Origin of the sequence: Blastococcus sp. VKM Ac-2987, assembly GCF_026967805.1 — a bacterium.
Taxonomy (GTDB): domain Bacteria; phylum Actinomycetota; class Actinomycetes; order Mycobacteriales; family Geodermatophilaceae; genus Blastococcus.
Genome location: NZ_JAPVBG010000003.1, coordinates 28,802 through 44,364, shown reverse-complemented (window position 1 = coordinate 44,364; position 15,563 = coordinate 28,802). Strand labels below are relative to the sequence as shown.

General features: G+C 75.8%; 14 protein-coding genes. 10 read left to right on the top strand and 4 right to left on the bottom strand.

Going from position 1 to position 15,563, the window contains the following annotated elements:
• Positions 1-28 precede the first annotated feature (28 nt).
• From ppk2 to O2W17_RS15550, 7 genes are all read left to right on the top strand, one after another.
• Entirely contained in the window at positions 29-865 is an 837-nt protein-coding gene (ppk2, locus tag O2W17_RS15580) for a polyphosphate kinase 2 (RefSeq protein ID WP_269193349.1), read from the top strand.
• 155 nt (positions 866-1,020) lie between these two features.
• Entirely contained in the window at positions 1,021-1,269 is a 249-nt protein-coding gene (locus O2W17_RS15575; protein ID WP_269193348.1) for a hypothetical protein, read from the top strand.
• Between the two features lie 51 nt (positions 1,270-1,320).
• Positions 1,321-1,554, top strand: coding sequence for a hypothetical protein (locus O2W17_RS15570; RefSeq protein ID WP_269193347.1), 234 nt, complete (start codon positions 1,321-1,323; stop codon positions 1,552-1,554).
• The gene (locus O2W17_RS15565; RefSeq protein ID WP_331254315.1) at positions 1,490-1,807 is read left to right on the top strand and encodes a tautomerase family protein; all 318 of its coding nucleotides are present in this window, start codon (positions 1,490-1,492) and stop codon (positions 1,805-1,807) included. The genes O2W17_RS15570 and O2W17_RS15565 overlap by 65 nt, the downstream gene beginning before the upstream one ends.
• Before the next feature lie 73 nt (positions 1,808-1,880).
• Positions 1,881-6,389 carry a cation-translocating P-type ATPase gene (locus tag O2W17_RS15560; RefSeq protein ID WP_269193345.1) on the top strand — a complete coding sequence of 1,503 codons (4,509 nt, stop codon included), beginning with the start codon at positions 1,881-1,883 and terminating at the stop codon, positions 6,387-6,389.
• A gap of 75 nt (positions 6,390-6,464) precedes the next feature.
• The gene (locus O2W17_RS15555) at positions 6,465-7,748 is read left to right on the top strand and encodes a polyhydroxyalkanoate depolymerase (protein ID WP_269193344.1); all 1,284 of its coding nucleotides are present in this window, start codon (positions 6,465-6,467) and stop codon (positions 7,746-7,748) included.
• Positions 7,749-7,944: 196 nt separating this feature from the next.
• Positions 7,945-8,778 carry a hypothetical protein gene (locus tag O2W17_RS15550; RefSeq protein WP_269193343.1) on the top strand — a complete coding sequence of 278 codons (834 nt, stop codon included), beginning with the start codon at positions 7,945-7,947 and terminating at the stop codon, positions 8,776-8,778.
• Between the two features lie 40 nt (positions 8,779-8,818).
• Here O2W17_RS15550 and O2W17_RS15545 read toward each other — a convergent pair whose 3' ends face one another.
• From O2W17_RS15545 to O2W17_RS15530, 4 genes are all read right to left on the bottom strand, one after another.
• Positions 8,819-9,352 carry a DUF4916 domain-containing protein gene (locus O2W17_RS15545; protein ID WP_269193342.1) on the bottom strand — a complete coding sequence of 178 codons (534 nt, stop codon included), beginning with the start codon at positions 9,350-9,352 and terminating at the stop codon, positions 8,819-8,821.
• Complete coding sequence (locus tag O2W17_RS15540) at positions 9,349-11,154, bottom strand: putative bifunctional diguanylate cyclase/phosphodiesterase (protein WP_269193341.1); 1,806 nt, start codon at positions 11,152-11,154, stop codon at positions 9,349-9,351. Before O2W17_RS15540 ends, O2W17_RS15545 begins: the two co-directional genes overlap by 4 nt.
• Positions 11,155-11,265: 111 nt before the next feature.
• Positions 11,266-12,675, bottom strand: a complete 1,410-nt coding sequence (locus tag O2W17_RS15535; protein WP_269193340.1) for a DUF4407 domain-containing protein — start codon at positions 12,673-12,675, stop codon at positions 11,266-11,268.
• A 175-nt stretch (positions 12,676-12,850) separates the two neighbouring features.
• Positions 12,851-13,072 (bottom strand): hypothetical protein, encoded by a 222-nt coding sequence (locus O2W17_RS15530; protein WP_269193339.1) that lies wholly within the window; start codon positions 13,070-13,072, stop codon positions 12,851-12,853.
• Between the two features lie 224 nt (positions 13,073-13,296).
• On the opposite strand from O2W17_RS15530, the gene O2W17_RS15525 reads away from it, so the two are divergent.
• From O2W17_RS15525 to O2W17_RS15515, 3 genes are all read left to right on the top strand, one after another.
• Positions 13,297-13,692, top strand: coding sequence for a hypothetical protein (locus O2W17_RS15525; RefSeq protein ID WP_269193338.1), 396 nt, complete (start codon positions 13,297-13,299; stop codon positions 13,690-13,692).
• A 103-nt stretch (positions 13,693-13,795) separates the two neighbouring features.
• A complete protein-coding gene (locus O2W17_RS15520; protein WP_269193337.1) occupies positions 13,796-14,992 on the top strand; it encodes an FtsX-like permease family protein in 1,197 nt (398 codons plus the stop codon).
• Positions 14,989-15,561, top strand: a complete 573-nt coding sequence (locus tag O2W17_RS15515; protein ID WP_269193336.1) for an FtsX-like permease family protein — start codon at positions 14,989-14,991, stop codon at positions 15,559-15,561. The genes O2W17_RS15520 and O2W17_RS15515 overlap by 4 nt, the downstream gene beginning before the upstream one ends.
• Positions 15,562-15,563: the final 2 nt, after the last annotated feature.

The window sequence follows — 15,563 nt, the reverse complement described above, 5'->3', positions numbered from 1 at the left end:
CGCCGCGCGCCCGGCGCGATGCTGACCCATGGCCGCACCCGGTACGACCGCCCGTTCCGTCGAGGACACCCCGACCTCGACCCGCAAGGTCGACAAGGCCTACTACGAGGAGGAACTGGCCCGGCTCCAGGTCGAGCTGGTCAAGCAGCAGGAGTTCATCCGCGCCAAGGGCCTCAAGGTGGTCGTCATCTTCGAGGGGCGCGACGCCGCCGGGAAGGGCGGGGCGATCCAGCGGATCACCGAGAGCCTCAACCCCCGCGCCGCCCACGTCGTCGCGCTGCCCGCGCCGACCGAGCGCGAGAAGACCCAGTGGTACTTCCAGCGCTACGTCGCCCACCTGCCCGCGGCCGGCGAGATGGTCCTGCTCGACCGCTCCTGGTACAACCGCGCCGGCGTCGAGCGGGTCATGGGCTTCGCCACCGACGCGGAGGTCGAGGAGTTCCTCCGCTCCTGCCCGGAGTTCGAGCGGATGCTCATCCGCAGCGGCATCCAGGTGATCAAGTACTGGTTCTCGGTCAGCGACACCGAGCAGGAGAAGCGCTTCCAGGGCCGGGTCGAGGACCCGACCAAGCGCTGGAAGCTCAGCCCGATGGACCTCGAGGCCCGCAACCGCTGGGTCGACTTCTCCCGCGCGAAGGACGCGATGTTCGCCGCCACCGACATCCCCGAGGCGCCGTGGTGGGTGGTCGACGCCGAGGTCAAGAAACGGGCCCGGCTCAACGTCATCACCCACCTGCTGGCGCAGGTGCCGTACGAGGACCTCACGCCCGAGGCTCCGGAGCTACCGCCCCGGCCGCCGATCGAGAGCGACTACGTGCGCCCGCCCCGGGAGAGCCAGAACATCGTGCCGGACGTCGTCCCCTGACGACGGCCGGTGACGGTGCACCGCCCGAGGACGACGGAGCGTGTCGCCTCGCCCCGTCGTGAAGCCCGCGCTCCCCGGACCCCTGGGCACGGAGCCGGCTCGCGGCCAGCATCGTCGTCCATCAGCCGGCTCCGCGATGGCACGGGAGGTCCACCATGTCCGTTCGACGCCCACTGATCACCACGGCAGCCGCCACCGTGCTGCTGGTCGCGCCGGCGACCGCCGCGTCGGCGGACCCCGGCTCCGGCGGCTGCAAGGCCTTCGGCCAGGGCGTCAGCTTCCTGGCCACCACCATGTACCCGAAGGGCCAGTTCGGGGCGAACGCGAGGATGGTCGCGACCTCGGGGCCGGGCGCCTTCCCCGCCGTCGTCGTCCGCCCGGAACAGGACGACGCCTGCCGGTAGGGAACCGGCGCCCCGGTCACGGAGCACCGGCCGCCCGCCGATGAGACCACCATGACCAGTGGATCTGCCGGCACCGTGGACGAGGCGCACGCAGCGGCGGCGGCCGCTCTCCAGGAGCTGCACGACGAGGCGCTCCGCCACCTCGACGCGGTGGCCCGCTCTCTCGGCGTCCCGGCCGCCGGAGCGCCGGTGAGGGGCATGTCGCGGAGGACCGACGCGGGTGCCGGACCGGCCACCCTGGAGCTCCCCCGCCGGGTGGACCCGCCGGTCGCGACCGCGGCCTGATCCGGAGTCGTCGCGGCGCCGGCCGGTGGCTGCTAGGCATACCGGCATGCCCTTCATCCAGATCACCATGATCGCCGGCCGCACCGAGCAGCAGAAGCGCGACCTGCTCGCCGCGGTCAGCCAGGCCACCACCGAGAGCATCGGCGCACCGCCGGAGACCGTCCGGGCCTGGATCGTCGAGGTGCCGCCGACCGACATCGCGGTCGCCGGCGAGACGCACGCGGACCGTCAGGCGAAGAAGGACCGCACCTGACGCGCCGCGGGGTGCTGCTCCCGTCCCCCTGACGACGTACCGTCTGCAGTGACCGTCGTCACACGGGGGCGCCATGGCACTGCTTCGCCGGCTCGCCCGGGCCGGCAGCACCGCGCAGGCCGCCGTGCGCGAGGCCACCTCCCTCGCGACCGGCGTCGCCGCAGTGGCCGCCGTCCCCGTGCTGGTCGGCGCCGGGCTGCTCGGCGGGACGGCCGGGCTCACGCGGAGCATCGCCCGCGCCGGGGTCAGCGGCTCGCTGCACCTGGCGCGGAGCACCGCCGTCTCCACCACCCGCGCCGTCGGCACCCTCGTCACCGGCGCCGACCCGCTCCCCGGCGGTCACCTGCACGACCTGGTCGACGTCGCCAGGGGCATGCTCGAACCGCCGCTCGCCCGCCACACGCGACGGGTCTGGGGCGACCGCGACCGCCTGCAGATCGAGGTCGAGGACCCCGCCGACGACGGCGCACCCGGCGCCCGCTCCGCGCTGCGCAGCTCTCTGGAGCGGCTCGAGGGCGTCGAGTGGGCCACGGTCAACGACGTCGTCGGCCGGGTGATGGTCGCCGTCGACGCCCGCCGGGTCGGCGTCGAGGACGTCGTCGGCGTGGTCACCGAGATCGAGCAGGCCCGCGGCGGCACCGGCGTCTTCCCGCAGCGCCCCGACCACCCGGCCGACCTCGAACCCCTGCTGGCCGCCGTCCTGGCCGCCGCCGTCGACACCGCGGCGTTCGGTGTCGCCACCGCCGCGAAGTACCTGCCGATCCCCGCCGTGCACCGGCACGCCACCCTGCTCATGTCGCTGCTCGACACCCAGCAGTGGCTCAAGCAGGCGCTGTCCGACCGGATCGGCCCCGTCGGCACCGACCTGGTCTTCGAGGGCACCGGCGCGCTGCTGCACGCCCTCACCCAGAGCCCGACCGTGCCGGCCCTCAACGCCACCGCCGCCGTCCAGCGGGCCGGAGAGATGCGCGCGCGCCGCCAGGTGTGGCGCCGCCGCGAGCGGGAGCTCTGCCGCCCCGAGCCCGAGGACGACCGGGCCGCCGAGCACCCGCCCGGCCCGCGCCCGGCGCCGCTGCGGAACGGCCCGGTCGAGACCTACCGCGACCGCCTCGCCCCGAGCGAGCTCGCCGCGGCGCTCACCGTCCTCGCGCTCACCCGCAGCCCCGGCCGCGGCGCCGACCTGCTCAAGGCGCTCACGCCCAAGGCCGCCGTCCAGGGCCGGGAGTCCTTCGCCGCCACGCTGGACCTGCTGCTGTGCCGCCGCGGCGTCCTCCCGCTCGACGGCTCGGCCTACCGCCGGCTCGACCGCGTCGACACCGTCGTCGTCGACGCCGCCGCCCTCTGCACCGGCCCGCCGGTGGTCGTCGAGGCCACCGGTGAGGCCTGGAGCGACGCCGACGTCTGGACGGCCGCCGGCCGCCTGCTCACCGGGGACGACGGCGGGGTCCGCCTCGGCCCCCCGCGCGCGACCGGCGACGCCCCCGGCGGCGAGGTGCGGAGCCTCCTCCAGGGCCGCCGGCGGGTCGGCACCGTCACCGTCGCCCCCGAGCTCGACCCGCACGCGGAGGCGCTGCTCAGCACCGCGACCGACGCCGGGCTGCGGCTGGTCCTCACCCGGCACGTCGGCGCCCGGGAGATCGCCGGCCTGGCCGACGACGTCGTCCCCGCCGACGCACCCCTCGTCGACACGGTCCGCCAGCTGCAGGAGGACGGGCGCGGCGTGCTGCTGGTGTCCGCAGTGGCCGGCCCCGCGCTGCTGGCCGCCGACATCGCGGTCACCCCCGTCCTCGACGGGCGGGCGCCCGCGTGGGGCGCCGACCTGGTCACCTCCCCCGGGCTGGCCGACGCCTGCCGCATCGTCGCCGCGGTCCCGGTCGCGAAGGCGGTCAGCCGGCGGTCGGCCGGCACCGCGCTGACCGGCAACGTGCTCGGCGGGCTGCTCGCCGCCGTCGGCAGCGCCCGCTCCGGGCAGCGCCGGGCGACGACCCCGGGCAAGTGGGCGACCGTCACCACGATGACCACCGCCACCCTGGCCGCCGTCCGCGTGGCGGGCCGGCCCGTCCCGGCGCCCACCGCGCACACCCCCTGGCACGCGCTGGAGCCCGACGACGTCCTGCGCCGGCTGGCCGACCGGCCCGGCGAGGCGGAGCAGCGGCCGACCCGGGTGGCGGCCCTGACCCGGCGGGCGGCGGCGCTCCCGCCCGCCCGGTTCGCCCGCACCGTCGCCGCCGAGCTGGCCGACCCGCTCACCCCGATCCTGGTCACCGGGGCCGGCGCCACCGCCGTCCTCGGCGAGATCACCGACGCGGTGCTGGTCGGCAGCGTCACCGCGATCAACGCCGTCGTCAGCGGGCTGCAGCGGCTGCGCGCGGAGTCCGCGCTGGAGTCGCTGCTGCTCGAGCAGGACACCTGCGCCCGCCGCGAGACCGACAGCGGGACCGAGGAGGTGCCCGGCACCGCCCTGCGGCCCGGCGACGTCGTGGTCGTCGAGTCCGGCGACGTGATCGCCGCGGACGCCCGGCTGCTGGCGGCCGAGGACCTGGAGGTCGACGAGTCCGGCCTCACCGGCGAGTCGCTGTCGGTCGGCAAGTCGGTGGCCGCGACGCCCGGGGCCGAGGTCGCCGACCGCACCTGCATGCTCTTCGACGGCACCACGGTGGTCGCCGGGCGCGGCCGGGCCGTCGTCGTCGCCGTCGGCGCGGCCACCCAGGCCGGGCGGGCCGCGCGCGCGGCCGGGGGTGCGGCTCCCCCGGCCGGCGTCCAGGCGCGGCTGGCCGAGCTCACCCGCGCCGTCCTGCCGCTCACCCTGGCCGGCGGCGCGGCGGTCACCGTGCTGTCCGTGCTGTGGCGCCGGCCGCTGCGCGAATCGGTCGCGGCCGGGGTCGCCATCGCGGTCGCCGCCGTGCCCGAGGGGCTGCCGCTGGTCGCCACGGTCGCCCAGCAGGCCGCGGCCCGGCGGCTGTCCCGGCGCGGTGCGGTGGTGCGCAGCGCCCGGGTGCTGGAGGCGCTGGGCCGTGTCGACACCGTCTGCTTCGACAAGACCGGCACGCTGACCGAGAACCGGCTGCGGGTCGCCCGGCTGGTCCCGCTGGACGGCGGCAGCGACGACGAGCTGCTCCGGCTGGCCGCCGCCGGCATGGGCAACGGCGACGACGCCGCGCACGAGACCGACCGCGCCGTCCTCGACGCGGCCGGGGACGCCTGGGACGACGCCCCCGACGCGAGCCTGGCCTTCGCCGCCGGCCGCGGCTTCTCCGCCGCCGTTCGGGACGGCCGGCTGGTGGTGAAGGGCGCACCCGAGACCGTGCTCCGCCGCTGCGCCGGGGCCGGCGAGGCGGCCGACCGGATCAGGCAGCTCGCCGGCGAGGGCCTGCGGGTGCTGGCCGTCGCCGACCGCGCGGTCGACGACGTCCCCGGCGACCTCGACGAGGCGGCCACCGGGCTCACCCTGCGCGGGCTGGTCGGGCTCGCCGACACGCTGCGGGAGTCCTCGGTGCGGGCGGTCGAGCAGCTGCGCGCCGCCGGCGTCCGCGTCGTCGTCGCCACCGGCGACCACCCCGAGACCGCGAGCGCCATCGCCGCCGAGGCCGGCATCCCCGACGCCGACAAGGTGGTCACCGGCGCCCGGCTGGCCCGCGCCTCGGACAGCGAGCGGGCCCGGATGGTGGCGGAGACGGCGGTGTTCGCCCGCCTCTCGCCCGAGCAGAAGGTCACCCTCGTCTCGGCTCTGCGCAAGGCCGGGGCGACCCTGGCGATGACCGGCGACGGCGTGAACGACGCCGCGGCGATCCGGCTGGCCGACGTCGGCGTCGGCGTGGAGGGCGCCGAGTCGCCGGCCGCCCGCACCGCCGCCGACCTGGTGCTCACCGACCTCGACCTCACCCGGCTGGTCGACGCGATCGCGGAGGGCCGCGCCATGTGGTCGCGCGTCCGCGACGCGGTGTCCATCCTGGTCGGCGGCAACGCCGGCGAGGTGGCGTTCACCGTGCTCGGCACCGCCGTCGGCGGCCGGGCGCCGCTGGGCACCCGCCAGCTGCTCCTGGTCAACCTGCTCACCGACATGTTCCCGGCGCTGGCGGTCGCGGTCGCCGCCCCGCGCGATGCCCAGGCTCCCGACGACGACGGCCCGCTGGCCGGGCACCCCCTCGCCGCCGTGCTCCGCGCCGGCCCGCACCGGGGGTTCACCCGCGAGGTGCGGCGCATGGTGCTGATCCGCGGGGCGGCGACCGCCACCGGCGCCACCGGCGCCTGGGTCGCGGGCCGGCTCACCCCGGTCCTCCCCGGCCGGGCGAGCACCATGGGCCTGGCCGCGCTGATCGCCACCCAGCTCGCGCAGACCGCGTGGTCCGGCCGGCGCAGCCCGCTGGTGCTGGCCACCGTGGCCGGGTCGCTCGCCGCGCTGGTGGCCATCGTGCAGACGCCGGGGGTGAGCCGGTTCTTCGGCTGCACGCCGCTGGACCCGGTGTCGTGGTCGGTGGTGCTCGGCTCGGCCGCCGTCGGCGCCGCGGGCGCGGAGCTGGTCCCACCCCTGGTGGCCCGGGTGCGCTCCCGGACGTCGGAGGGCGCACCGGCCCGGCCGTGACCGGCCGGCGCCCCCGCCACGCCGCCCGGGCCCCTGCGTGCCGCCGTCGGTGGTTCCGGTTACCGTCCTGAGAGGGTGACGTCCGTCACCGACTCCCTCGCGAACGGCAGGCCGATGCTCTACACCGCGTACGAGATGAACCGTCGAGCGGGAGCGCCCGTCGTCGCGGCGTCCGAGCTGACTGCGCGGGCACTGCACGCCCTCCCCGCCCCGCTGGCCAAGGCTGCCGGCGTCCGGCACGTGCGGGCGGCCTGCGACATCCTCGCCAAGGCCCGGCCCACGCACGACCGCCCGGAGTTCGGCATCGACGCCGTCCGGGTCGGCGACCGCGACGTGCAGGTCGTCGAGCAGCCGACGCTGACCACGCCGTTCGCCACCCTGCTGCACTTCGCCAAGCCGTCGGCCCCTCCCCAGCCCCGCGTGCTCGTCGTCGGCCCCATGTCCGGCCACTTCACCACGCTCATCCGGCCGACGATCCGCACGCTGCTGTCCGACCACGACGTGCACGTCATCGACTGGCACAACGCCCGCGACGTCCCGGCCGAGCACGGGCCGTTCGGGCTGGACGAGTACATCGAGCACGTGATGGAGGCGCTGCGCTCCCTGGGCCCCGACACCCACGTCGTGGCCGTCTGCCAGCCCGCCGTCCCCGTCCTGTCCGCCGTGGCCCTGCTCGCGGAGGCCGACGACCCCGCCCAGCCCCGCAGCGTCACGCTCATGGCCGGCCCGGTCGACACCCGCGTCAACCCGAACCGGGTCAACACCGCGGCCGCCACCCGGCCGATCACCTGGTACGAGCGCCGGGTCGTCGACACGGTGCCCCGCCGGTACGCCGGCGCCGGGCGGCGGGTGTACCCCGGCGTCGTCCAGCTCACCGCCTTCATGTCGATGAACACCACGCGGCACCTCACCGCGCACGCCCGCATGTACCGCGATCTGGTGGCCGGCAACGAGGCCGCGGCCGCGACCACCCGCGCCTTCTACGACGAGTACGGCGCGGTGATGGACGTCCCCGCCGAGTTCTACCTGGAGACGGTCGCCCGCATCTTCCAGCAGCACGACTTCGCCACCGGGCGCTTCACCTGGCGGGGCCGGCCGGTCGACCCCGGCGCCATCCGGGACACCGCGCTGCTCACCGTGGAGGGCGCGAACGACGACATCTGCTCCCCCGGCCAGACAGAGGCGGCCCACCAGCTGTGCACCGGGATCCCGGCGGAGCGCAAGCGCCACCACCTGCAGGACGGCGTGGGCCACTACGGCGTGTTCAGCGGCTCCCGCTGGGAGGCCGAGGTCTACCCCGTGCTGCGGGAGTTCGTCGAGTCCGCCCGCGCCCCGGAGCGGACGGCGCGCATCGGCTGATCCCGGAGCGACCGCCCCACCTCGACCGGGTCGCCGCCTCCGGGCGGCGCCCTGCGGCTCGCGCCGTGGGAACCTTGACCCGACCGGCGGACGGCGGACGCCCCGTGGCTCGCCGTGCCGGTCGACGTCCTCGATGACGAGGCGCACCAAGCCGCCGGTGCTCGTTGCACAAGACCGATTGAGAACGAGGACCTCCATGGCGCTCATCGCCTGCCCGAACTGCTCGAGCGAAGACATCAACGGCACGCCCCAGGCCGACAGCCGACTGCTCATCCACTGCAACGACTGCGGCACCGAGTGGCTGCGCGGCGAGGTCCGCCGCGACCCCGGCCGGCCCGCCGTGCAGACGATCGACTCGCTGCGCGCCGACTTCCCCACGGCCACCGCCGTCCGCCACGAGATCCGCGACCGGGTCGCCCTGCTGCAGGCCGAGTTCCTGCTCGACCGGCCCGAGCCCGACCCGGAGGTCGCCGGGTACCGCGACCGCTACCAGGAGCTGTTCAGTCGGGACGGTCTCCCCACCGCACCCGCCGAGGACCTGCTGCACTTCGCCAACTCCAGCACGATCGCCTCGCCCGGCAACATGTCCGGCCTCAACCGGACCTGGAAGACCCAGGGCCCGGACACGGCGGCGCAGAAGGTGCGCGAGTCGATCGGCTACCTGCTGCACGGCCCCGAGACGGTGCCCCTGGAGGACCGGCTCACCCGGTTGATCGACGGCAAGGCCGTCGGCTTCCCGTCGTTCAACAAGGAGCCGCTGCTGACCAAGGTGCTCTGCGTCGTCGAGCCCGACCGGTGGCTGCCGGTGCTGCGGTACTCGGCCCCGACGGACGGCAAGAAGGAGATCGCCAAGCTGGTCTTCGACCTCGACCTGCCGCCGGCCGCGAAGACCACCTGGACGATCGGCCGCCTGGCCACCTGGAGCAACGACCTGCTCCGGTCGCTGGTCGGCAACGACATCCCCGATCTGCAGCAGGCGACGCGCTTCCTGCTGTGGGCCAGCAACCAGCCGGTCGCCTCCCGGACCTGACCACCGGCCGGCCGCGCCGTGGAACGGGCGGGTCGACGCGTCAGACGCCGAGGTGCGCCAGCGCCTGCAGCAGCAGCGTCGCCTGCCCGTTCATCAGCTCGGCCAGCACCGCCGGGTCCCGCGCCTCCAGCGGCGAGAACCAGGTCAGCTCCAGCGCGTCCTGCTGCGGCGCGCAGTCGCCCTCGACCGGCACCACGTAGGCCAGCGACACCGCGTGCTGCCGCGGGTCGTGGAACGGCGTCACGCCCGGCGTCGGGAAGTACTCGGCGACGGTGAACGGCTGCGGCGCAGGGGGCAGCCGCGGCAGCGCGAGCGGACCGAGGTCCTTCTCGATGTGCCGCAGCAGCGCCGCCCGGATGCGCTCGTGGTACAGCACCCGCCCGGAGACCAGAGCCCGCTTGATCTGCCCGTCCTCGCCGGCCCGCAGCAGCAGGCCGACGGCGATCACCGTGCCGTGGTCGTCGACCCGTACGGGCACCACGTCGACGTACACGATGGGCAGCCGCTCGCGCGCGGCGTCCATCTCCTCGCGGGAGAGCATGCCGCCACCGGTCGCCGTCGTCACCTCGGTCATGAGGACTGTCTAGCCGATGCCGCCGGTGCGGACAGGGCAACCGGGACGTGACCCGGGCCACCCTGCGCGAACTCGGCGACCAGCTCGGCCACCGGGCGGGGCCGGCTGTACAGGTAGCCCTGCGCGAACGGGCAGCCCAGCGCGGTGAGCGTCTGCGCCTGCTCCGCCGTCTCCACGCCCTCGGCGATCAGCACCAGGTCCAGCGCGTCGGCGAGCGCCATGACGCTGCGCAGCAGCCGCGCCCGCCGGTTCGACGTGGTGATCGAGGAGACGAAGGAGTTGTCCAGCTTCAGGTAGTCGGTGGGCAGCGTGTCCAGCCGCGCCAGCGCGGAGTAGCCGGTGCCGAAGTCGTCGATCGCCACCCGCAGCCCGTGCTCGCGCAGCACGTGCAGCGCCGCCACCGACCGCGTCGTCTCCGCCTCCACCAGGCTCTCGGTCACCTCGACGACGGTGCGCGACGCCGGCCAGCCGGTCGCCGCCAGCGTGGCCAGCACCCGGTCGGGGAAGCCGGGGTCGTCGAGCTCCAGCCCCGACACGTTGACGGTGAGGAACAGCGCGCGCCCGGTGGCGTCGGAGAGCGTGCGGGCGTCCCGGCAGGCCGCCGTCCACACGAAGGCGCCGAGCGCGCCGACCAGGCCCTCCTGCTCGGCCACCGGCACGAACTCGACGGGCGGCACCGGCCCGCGCTCGGGGTGGGTCCACCGCACCAGCGCCTCGACGCCGGCGATCGCGCCGTCGACCGGGGTGACGATCGGCTGGAGGTGCACCGACAGCCCACCGGCCGGCCCGTCGGCGAGCGCGGCGGCCAGGTCGCGTGCCATCGGGCTGCGGCCGCCGGCGTCGAGCTCGCTGCGCCCGCGGCCGAAGGTCTTCACCCGGTACAGCGCGGCGTCGGCCCGCCGCATCACGTCGGCCGGCGAGTCGCCCAGCTCGAACTCGGCCACCCCCACCGACGTGCCGATCTCCGGCAGCGCCGCCCGCAGCCGCTCCGCGCAGGCCAGCGCCCGGTCGCCGTCGTGCCCGGGCAGCAGCAGGGAGAACTCGTCGCCGCCGTGCCGCGCGAGGACGGCGCCGCGCGGCAGCGACGACCGCCAGGCGCCCGCGACCGTGCGCAGCATCTCGTCGCCGGCCGCGTGGCCGTGGGTGTCGTTGACGGTCTTGAAGTGGTCGAGGTCGAACAGCGCCGCCGCCAGGGGCTCGCCGGTGCGCAGCGCCGTCCGCACCGCGGAGTCCAGCGCCTCGTCGAAGCCGCGCCGGTTCATCAGGCCGGTGAGCGCGTCCTCGGCCGCGCTGGCCGCCCGCCGCGCCAGGACGCCGACGGCTCCGGCCGAGCCGACGACGAGCAGCCCCAGGACCAGCGCCGGCCCGGTGGCGACGTCGCCCCGGAGCACGACGACGACGGCGCCGATGACCAGCAGCTCGGCGAGGAACCCCAGCGCCCAGAGCAGCGGGAAGAACAGGAAGGCGTCCATCGAGGCGAACGTCATCAGCGCCAGCACCGCCACCGCGCCGTGCGCGGTGGGCGAGGCGACGGCGACGACCCCGATGCCCACCGCGCCGACGGCGACCAGCACCTGGAAGAAGATCCGCGGCACCAGGTGCCCCCAGCGGATAACGGCCAGCCCCAGCAGGGTGGTGACCGGCCCCATGCCGACGACGGCCGGGTGCATCTCGCGCAGCCCGCCGGGCGTGCCGAGCACCAGCGCGACGGCTGCCAGGCCGCCCGTGGTGGTGAGCAGCCCGGCGGTCCGGGCGACCACCCGCGGGGTGGCCACCTCGGGGGCCATCCGGCTGATCTGCATGGGGAGGATCTCGACCTCTCGAAACCGGAACTTCAGCGGTCGGATCGCCGTCGCGCCCGGTTCACCCCGTCCGGGTGATCAGGACGCAGGCGGAAGGCACCCCGCCAGGGCTCAGACGGTAGTCGGCGTCCGGTCGGTGGGACGCCGGCGGACCGAGCGCACCGTCCGGACGGCGGCGCTGCGGGCCAGCTCGCGGATCGGGCCGGTGTCCCACAGCTGCCGCGGCTCCTCGCCGACGGCCGGCTCGACGGGGGCCGGCTCGACCTGCCGCTCGCGCTCCACCCGGGCCGCCACCTCGGCCAGCGCCGCCCGGCGCCGCGCGAGGATCGCCTCCTTCTGCCGGTCGACCCGCTCCTTCTCGGCGAGCACCAGCAGCTCCTCCTTCGCCTGCGCCACCGTCCGCCGCGACTCCTGGGCCATCTCCTCCAGGTCGACGTCGCCGGAGTCGCGCATGGCGGCCAGCCGGTCGTAGGCGGTCGGCGGGCTGAAGTTCAGCAGCAGCTTCATCAGCACCGGCAGCACCTCGACGCACATGAACAGCAGCGAGAGCATGAACTGCGCGGCGGCCAGCGTGCCGTTCTCGTCCCCCAGCCGGTCCAGCGCCTCCAGCCGCAGCAGGATCCCGCCCGAGCCCTCGTTCTGGGCGTCGAAGGCGGCCTGCAGCCGGTCCAGCTCGGCGGTCAGCCGGGTGAACTCGGCCCGGTCGCCGTCCAGCGACGACGTGGCCAGCTGCGCGCTGCGGCCCTCGGCCGCACCCACCGCGGCGACGGCGGCGTCGAGCTCGCTGCGCGCCGCGGCGACGACGGCGGCCTGCGCGTCGGCGGCAGCGCGGGCCTGCGCGTAGGCCTCCCCCGTGCCGGCGTCGCCGGTGCCGCAGGTGCCGTCCAGCTCGCACTGGGCCTTCGCGTCGAGCTCGCGGGACAGCACCAGCGCCGAGTCCAGCACCGCCTGCTCGGCGGTCACCGCGTCGCGGACCGCGGCCAGCCCGGGATCGCTGGCACCGCCGGTGGCGACGACCGCCTCCTGCGCGGCGATCCGCTCCTCCAGCTCCGGCAGCCCGGCGAACCGGGTGTCGGCCTCGAGGGTCTGCCGGTGCGCGTCGGCGGCCTCGGCCTGCATCACGACGATCTCGGCGTCGATCTCCTTGTGGAACACCTGCAGCGTCAGCGGCGTGGCGACGACGACGCCGAGCACCAGCGCCAGCCCGACGCGGGGCACGGCCATCGCCAGGTTCCGCTTCAGCGAGGAGTCGTGCGCCATCCCGACCAGCAGCATCCGGTCGAGGTTGACCACGACCGCGCCCCAGCCCAGGCCCACGAGCAGGGCCAGCGGCCACCACACGCCCAGCGCCATCGCGACGGCGAAGGCGGCCGACACCGCGGCCAGCGCACCGGTGCTCAGCAGCACGCCACCCAGCGCCACGAACCGGGGCCGCGCCCCGGGCGCGGCCGCCAGCACGTCCGGACGCGCGCCCGCCAGGACGGCCAGCCCGTCGCCGAGACGACGTCGTCGCTCGCTCATGCCGTGCACCCCCGGGCGACGGGGATCGCGAAGGACCGTCACCCACGAAGGCTCATCGGCAGGCGCGCCGGCTCATGGCACCGTGACCGATCTCGCTGTCGTCACCCGGGGTGTCGGCGGGTCAGCCGGTGTCGGCGGGTCAGCCGGTGTCGGCGGGTCGGCCGGTGTCGGCGGGTCAGTCGGTGTCGTCGTCCTCGTCGATGCCGCCGGTGCCGCGGTCGACGCCGTCGGCATCCTCCTCGCCGCCGTCGACGGGGTCGGGGCTGCCGACCTCCTCGCTCTGGAACACCTCCGGGACGCCGGGGCCCTCGTCGACCTCGTCGTCCTGGCCGCAGCCGCTCAGCCCCAGGCCCGCGGCCAGCAGCGCGCCGGCGACCATCCGTGTGCTCCTGTGCATGTCTCCTCCTCGTGCGGTGCCGTCCTCCCCCGGGTTCCCCTCCGGAGGTCGCAGCAGCTGGGCCGGCGGCAGATGACACGGCTTCGACATGTGCCGCACCACCGGTGGCGGGGCGCGCGGGTGTCGCCGGAACGTGCCGGAGCCGAGATGCTGCGGAAACGACCGGCGGACAGGGTCGGTGACCGGCGGCGCCGACCGGGCGCCGGCGACCACCGGGAGACCCGATGACCACGTTCCCGCGCGAGGGCACCGCCGTCCTCGCCGTGCCCGCCGGCGTCCGTGCCCTCGGCCGGGCCGCCGCCCTCCTGGCGTTCGGCTCCGCCGTCGTCCACCTGCTGCTGGTCGACGCGTCCTCCCTCGGCTCGCTGGCCATGCTCGGCATGGCGCTGGCCTGCCTGCCCTGCGGCTGGCACCTGTGGCGGAATCCGTCGGGGCGGGTCTGGGCGATGACGGCTGCCGTGGACGCCGCGATGCTCGCCATCCACCTGCAGATGCTCGCCCCGCCATCTGGGCACGTGCACGCGGCAGGCCCCGCGCCGCTCATGTGGCTGGGGCTCGGGCTGGTCGGCGCGCAGCTGGTCGCCGCCACCCTCGCCGCAGGGGCGACCGCCCGCCGCTGAGTGCGAACTCCGGAACGCGGCGTTCACGCGGTGGTCTGCCCGTTCACCAGCACGGAAGATCGCGGTTCGAACAGGGGAAACAACCCGCCCGCACAGTTCCGGCATGGCAGTGACGACGGTCCAGGAGACCCGCGGCGGCGCGCTCGGGCACCCGGTGCAGATCGAGGCAGCCGCCCGGAGCCTGCGGAACAGCACATCGGTCCGGCTGCTCCGGTTCGCCCTCGCGAACGTGCGCCGGCGCCCGGAGCGGTTCGCCCTCGCCGTCTTCGGCATCGCCCTGGCCATCCTCTCGGTGACCGTGGTGCGCACCATCTCCTCGAGCTTCGCCATCACCGGCAGCGACTCGGTGACCCGCGTCCTCGACGGCGCCTCGCTGTGGGCGGTGCCCGCGGCCGGCGTCCACTACGACAGCGACGCGGGCGCGATCGTCGCCGACGGCCCGGCGCCCGACCTCACCGTCCCCGACGGCTGGACGGCGGCCCGCACCGTCACCGGCGTCTGGTCGTCGGACGCCGGTGACCTGCCGGTCTACGGCAGCGACGCCATCGCCGACGGCACCGCCGTCCTCGGCGCGCAGGCCGCCGCGACGCTCGGGCTGGCCGGCGGCGACACCCTCGCCTTCGGCGGCGCCGACCTGGCGGTCACCGTCGGCGGCGACGACGCGGTGGTCGCCGTCCCGGAGGCGCTCGCCGTCGACGTCGTCGGGGACGACGGTTGGTGGACGGTGACCGAACCGGCCGACCAGGCCGGCCGCAACGACCTGGGCGCGCTGCTGTCGGCGGAGACCGGGTTGCCCTCGACCACCAACCCGGCCGTCCAGCCCGAGGCCGGCGGCGGCGGGCTGATCTACGACGCGGTCGGCGGCGGCGGGTCGACGACCTTCGAGCAGGAGTTCTCCGCCCTCTTCTCCGGCCAGGTGACCAGCTCGGCGTTCGGGCTGATCTCGGTGATCGGGCTGGTGCTCGGGTTCGTCATCGCCATCTCCTCCTTCCTCGCCGCGGTGCAGGAACGCCGCCGGGAGTTCGGGATCATGGCCAGCATCGGCCTGGCCGACGAGGTCCTCTACTTCTTCCTCGTCGAGTCCGCACTGGTCTTCGTCTCGGCCTACCTGCTCGGCATCACCTTCGCCGGGATCGCCGTCTGGCTGGTGGTGCCGCAGATCGCCACCCCCGTCGCCTGGCTCGCCGCCGCCGGCACCGTCGCCGCCTACCTGCCGGCGATGGCGATCGTCGGCGCACTCGTACCGGTCCACCGGCTGCTGCAGCAGCGGCCGGTCCAGCTCCTCGGGGACTCCGCATGAACCAGTTGAGGCTCGGCCTGGCCTACGGCCTGCTCTCCACCCGCCGCCGCGCCGGGGCGCTGGCGCTGCCCATCCTCACGACCGCGACCGGCGCCTTCCTCCTCGTCCTGGTGCTCGGCATGGCCTCGGGCATCAGCGCCCAGGCCGCCGCGCTCGGCCACGCCGACGCGATCGAGCGGGCCGTGGTGCTCATCGCCGTCACGGTGCTGCTGGTCGGCGTCGTGGAGGTGGCGGTGTCCACCACCCGCACCGTCGTGCACCGCACCCGCGAGCTCGGCGTGCTCAGCGCCACCGGCGTACCCCGCCCGCCGGTGGTCGCCGCGCTGCTGGTCGAGCCGGTGATCGCCTCGGTCCTCGGCGCCGTCCTCGGCGCGGTCGCCGCCGTCGGCACCGCGGCGGTCCTCGCCGCGACCGGGGCCGCCGCCTCGGGGGTGTCGGCCGCCGGCACCGCCGTCGGGGTGCTGGTCGCCGTCCTCGTCAGCGCCGTCGCCGCGGTGGCCACCAGCATCCTGCCGACCTGGCGGGCCGCCTCCCGTCCGCCGATCCGATCCCTCTCGTCTGGAGCCTGACC

Excerpts from the sequence above, each read along its gene's own strand:
- O2W17_RS15550 (WP_269193343.1), top strand. The coding sequence starts at position 7,945 with ATGGCGCTCATCGCCTGCCCGAACTGCTCGAGCGAAGACATCAACGGC.
- O2W17_RS15515 (WP_269193336.1), top strand. The coding sequence starts at position 14,989 with ATGAACCAGTTGAGGCTCGGCCTGGCCTACGGCCTGCTCTCCACCCGC.
- O2W17_RS15560 (WP_269193345.1), top strand. The coding sequence starts at position 1,881 with ATGGCACTGCTTCGCCGGCTCGCCCGGGCCGGCAGCACCGCGCAGGCC.
- O2W17_RS15535 (WP_269193340.1), bottom strand. The coding sequence starts at position 12,675 with ATGAGCGAGCGACGACGTCGTCTCGGCGACGGGCTGGCCGTCCTGGCG.
- O2W17_RS15520 (WP_269193337.1), top strand. The coding sequence starts at position 13,796 with ATGGCAGTGACGACGGTCCAGGAGACCCGCGGCGGCGCGCTCGGGCAC.
- O2W17_RS15530 (WP_269193339.1), bottom strand. The coding sequence starts at position 13,072 with ATGCACAGGAGCACACGGATGGTCGCCGGCGCGCTGCTGGCCGCGGGC.
- O2W17_RS15545 (WP_269193342.1), bottom strand. The coding sequence starts at position 9,352 with ATGACCGAGGTGACGACGGCGACCGGTGGCGGCATGCTCTCCCGCGAG.
- O2W17_RS15570 (WP_269193347.1), top strand. The coding sequence starts at position 1,321 with ATGACCAGTGGATCTGCCGGCACCGTGGACGAGGCGCACGCAGCGGCG.
- ppk2 (WP_269193349.1), top strand. The coding sequence starts at position 29 with ATGGCCGCACCCGGTACGACCGCCCGTTCCGTCGAGGACACCCCGACC.
- O2W17_RS15540 (WP_269193341.1), bottom strand. The coding sequence starts at position 11,154 with ATGCAGATCAGCCGGATGGCCCCCGAGGTGGCCACCCCGCGGGTGGTC.
- O2W17_RS15575 (WP_269193348.1), top strand. The coding sequence starts at position 1,021 with ATGTCCGTTCGACGCCCACTGATCACCACGGCAGCCGCCACCGTGCTG.
- O2W17_RS15525 (WP_269193338.1), top strand. The coding sequence starts at position 13,297 with ATGACCACGTTCCCGCGCGAGGGCACCGCCGTCCTCGCCGTGCCCGCC.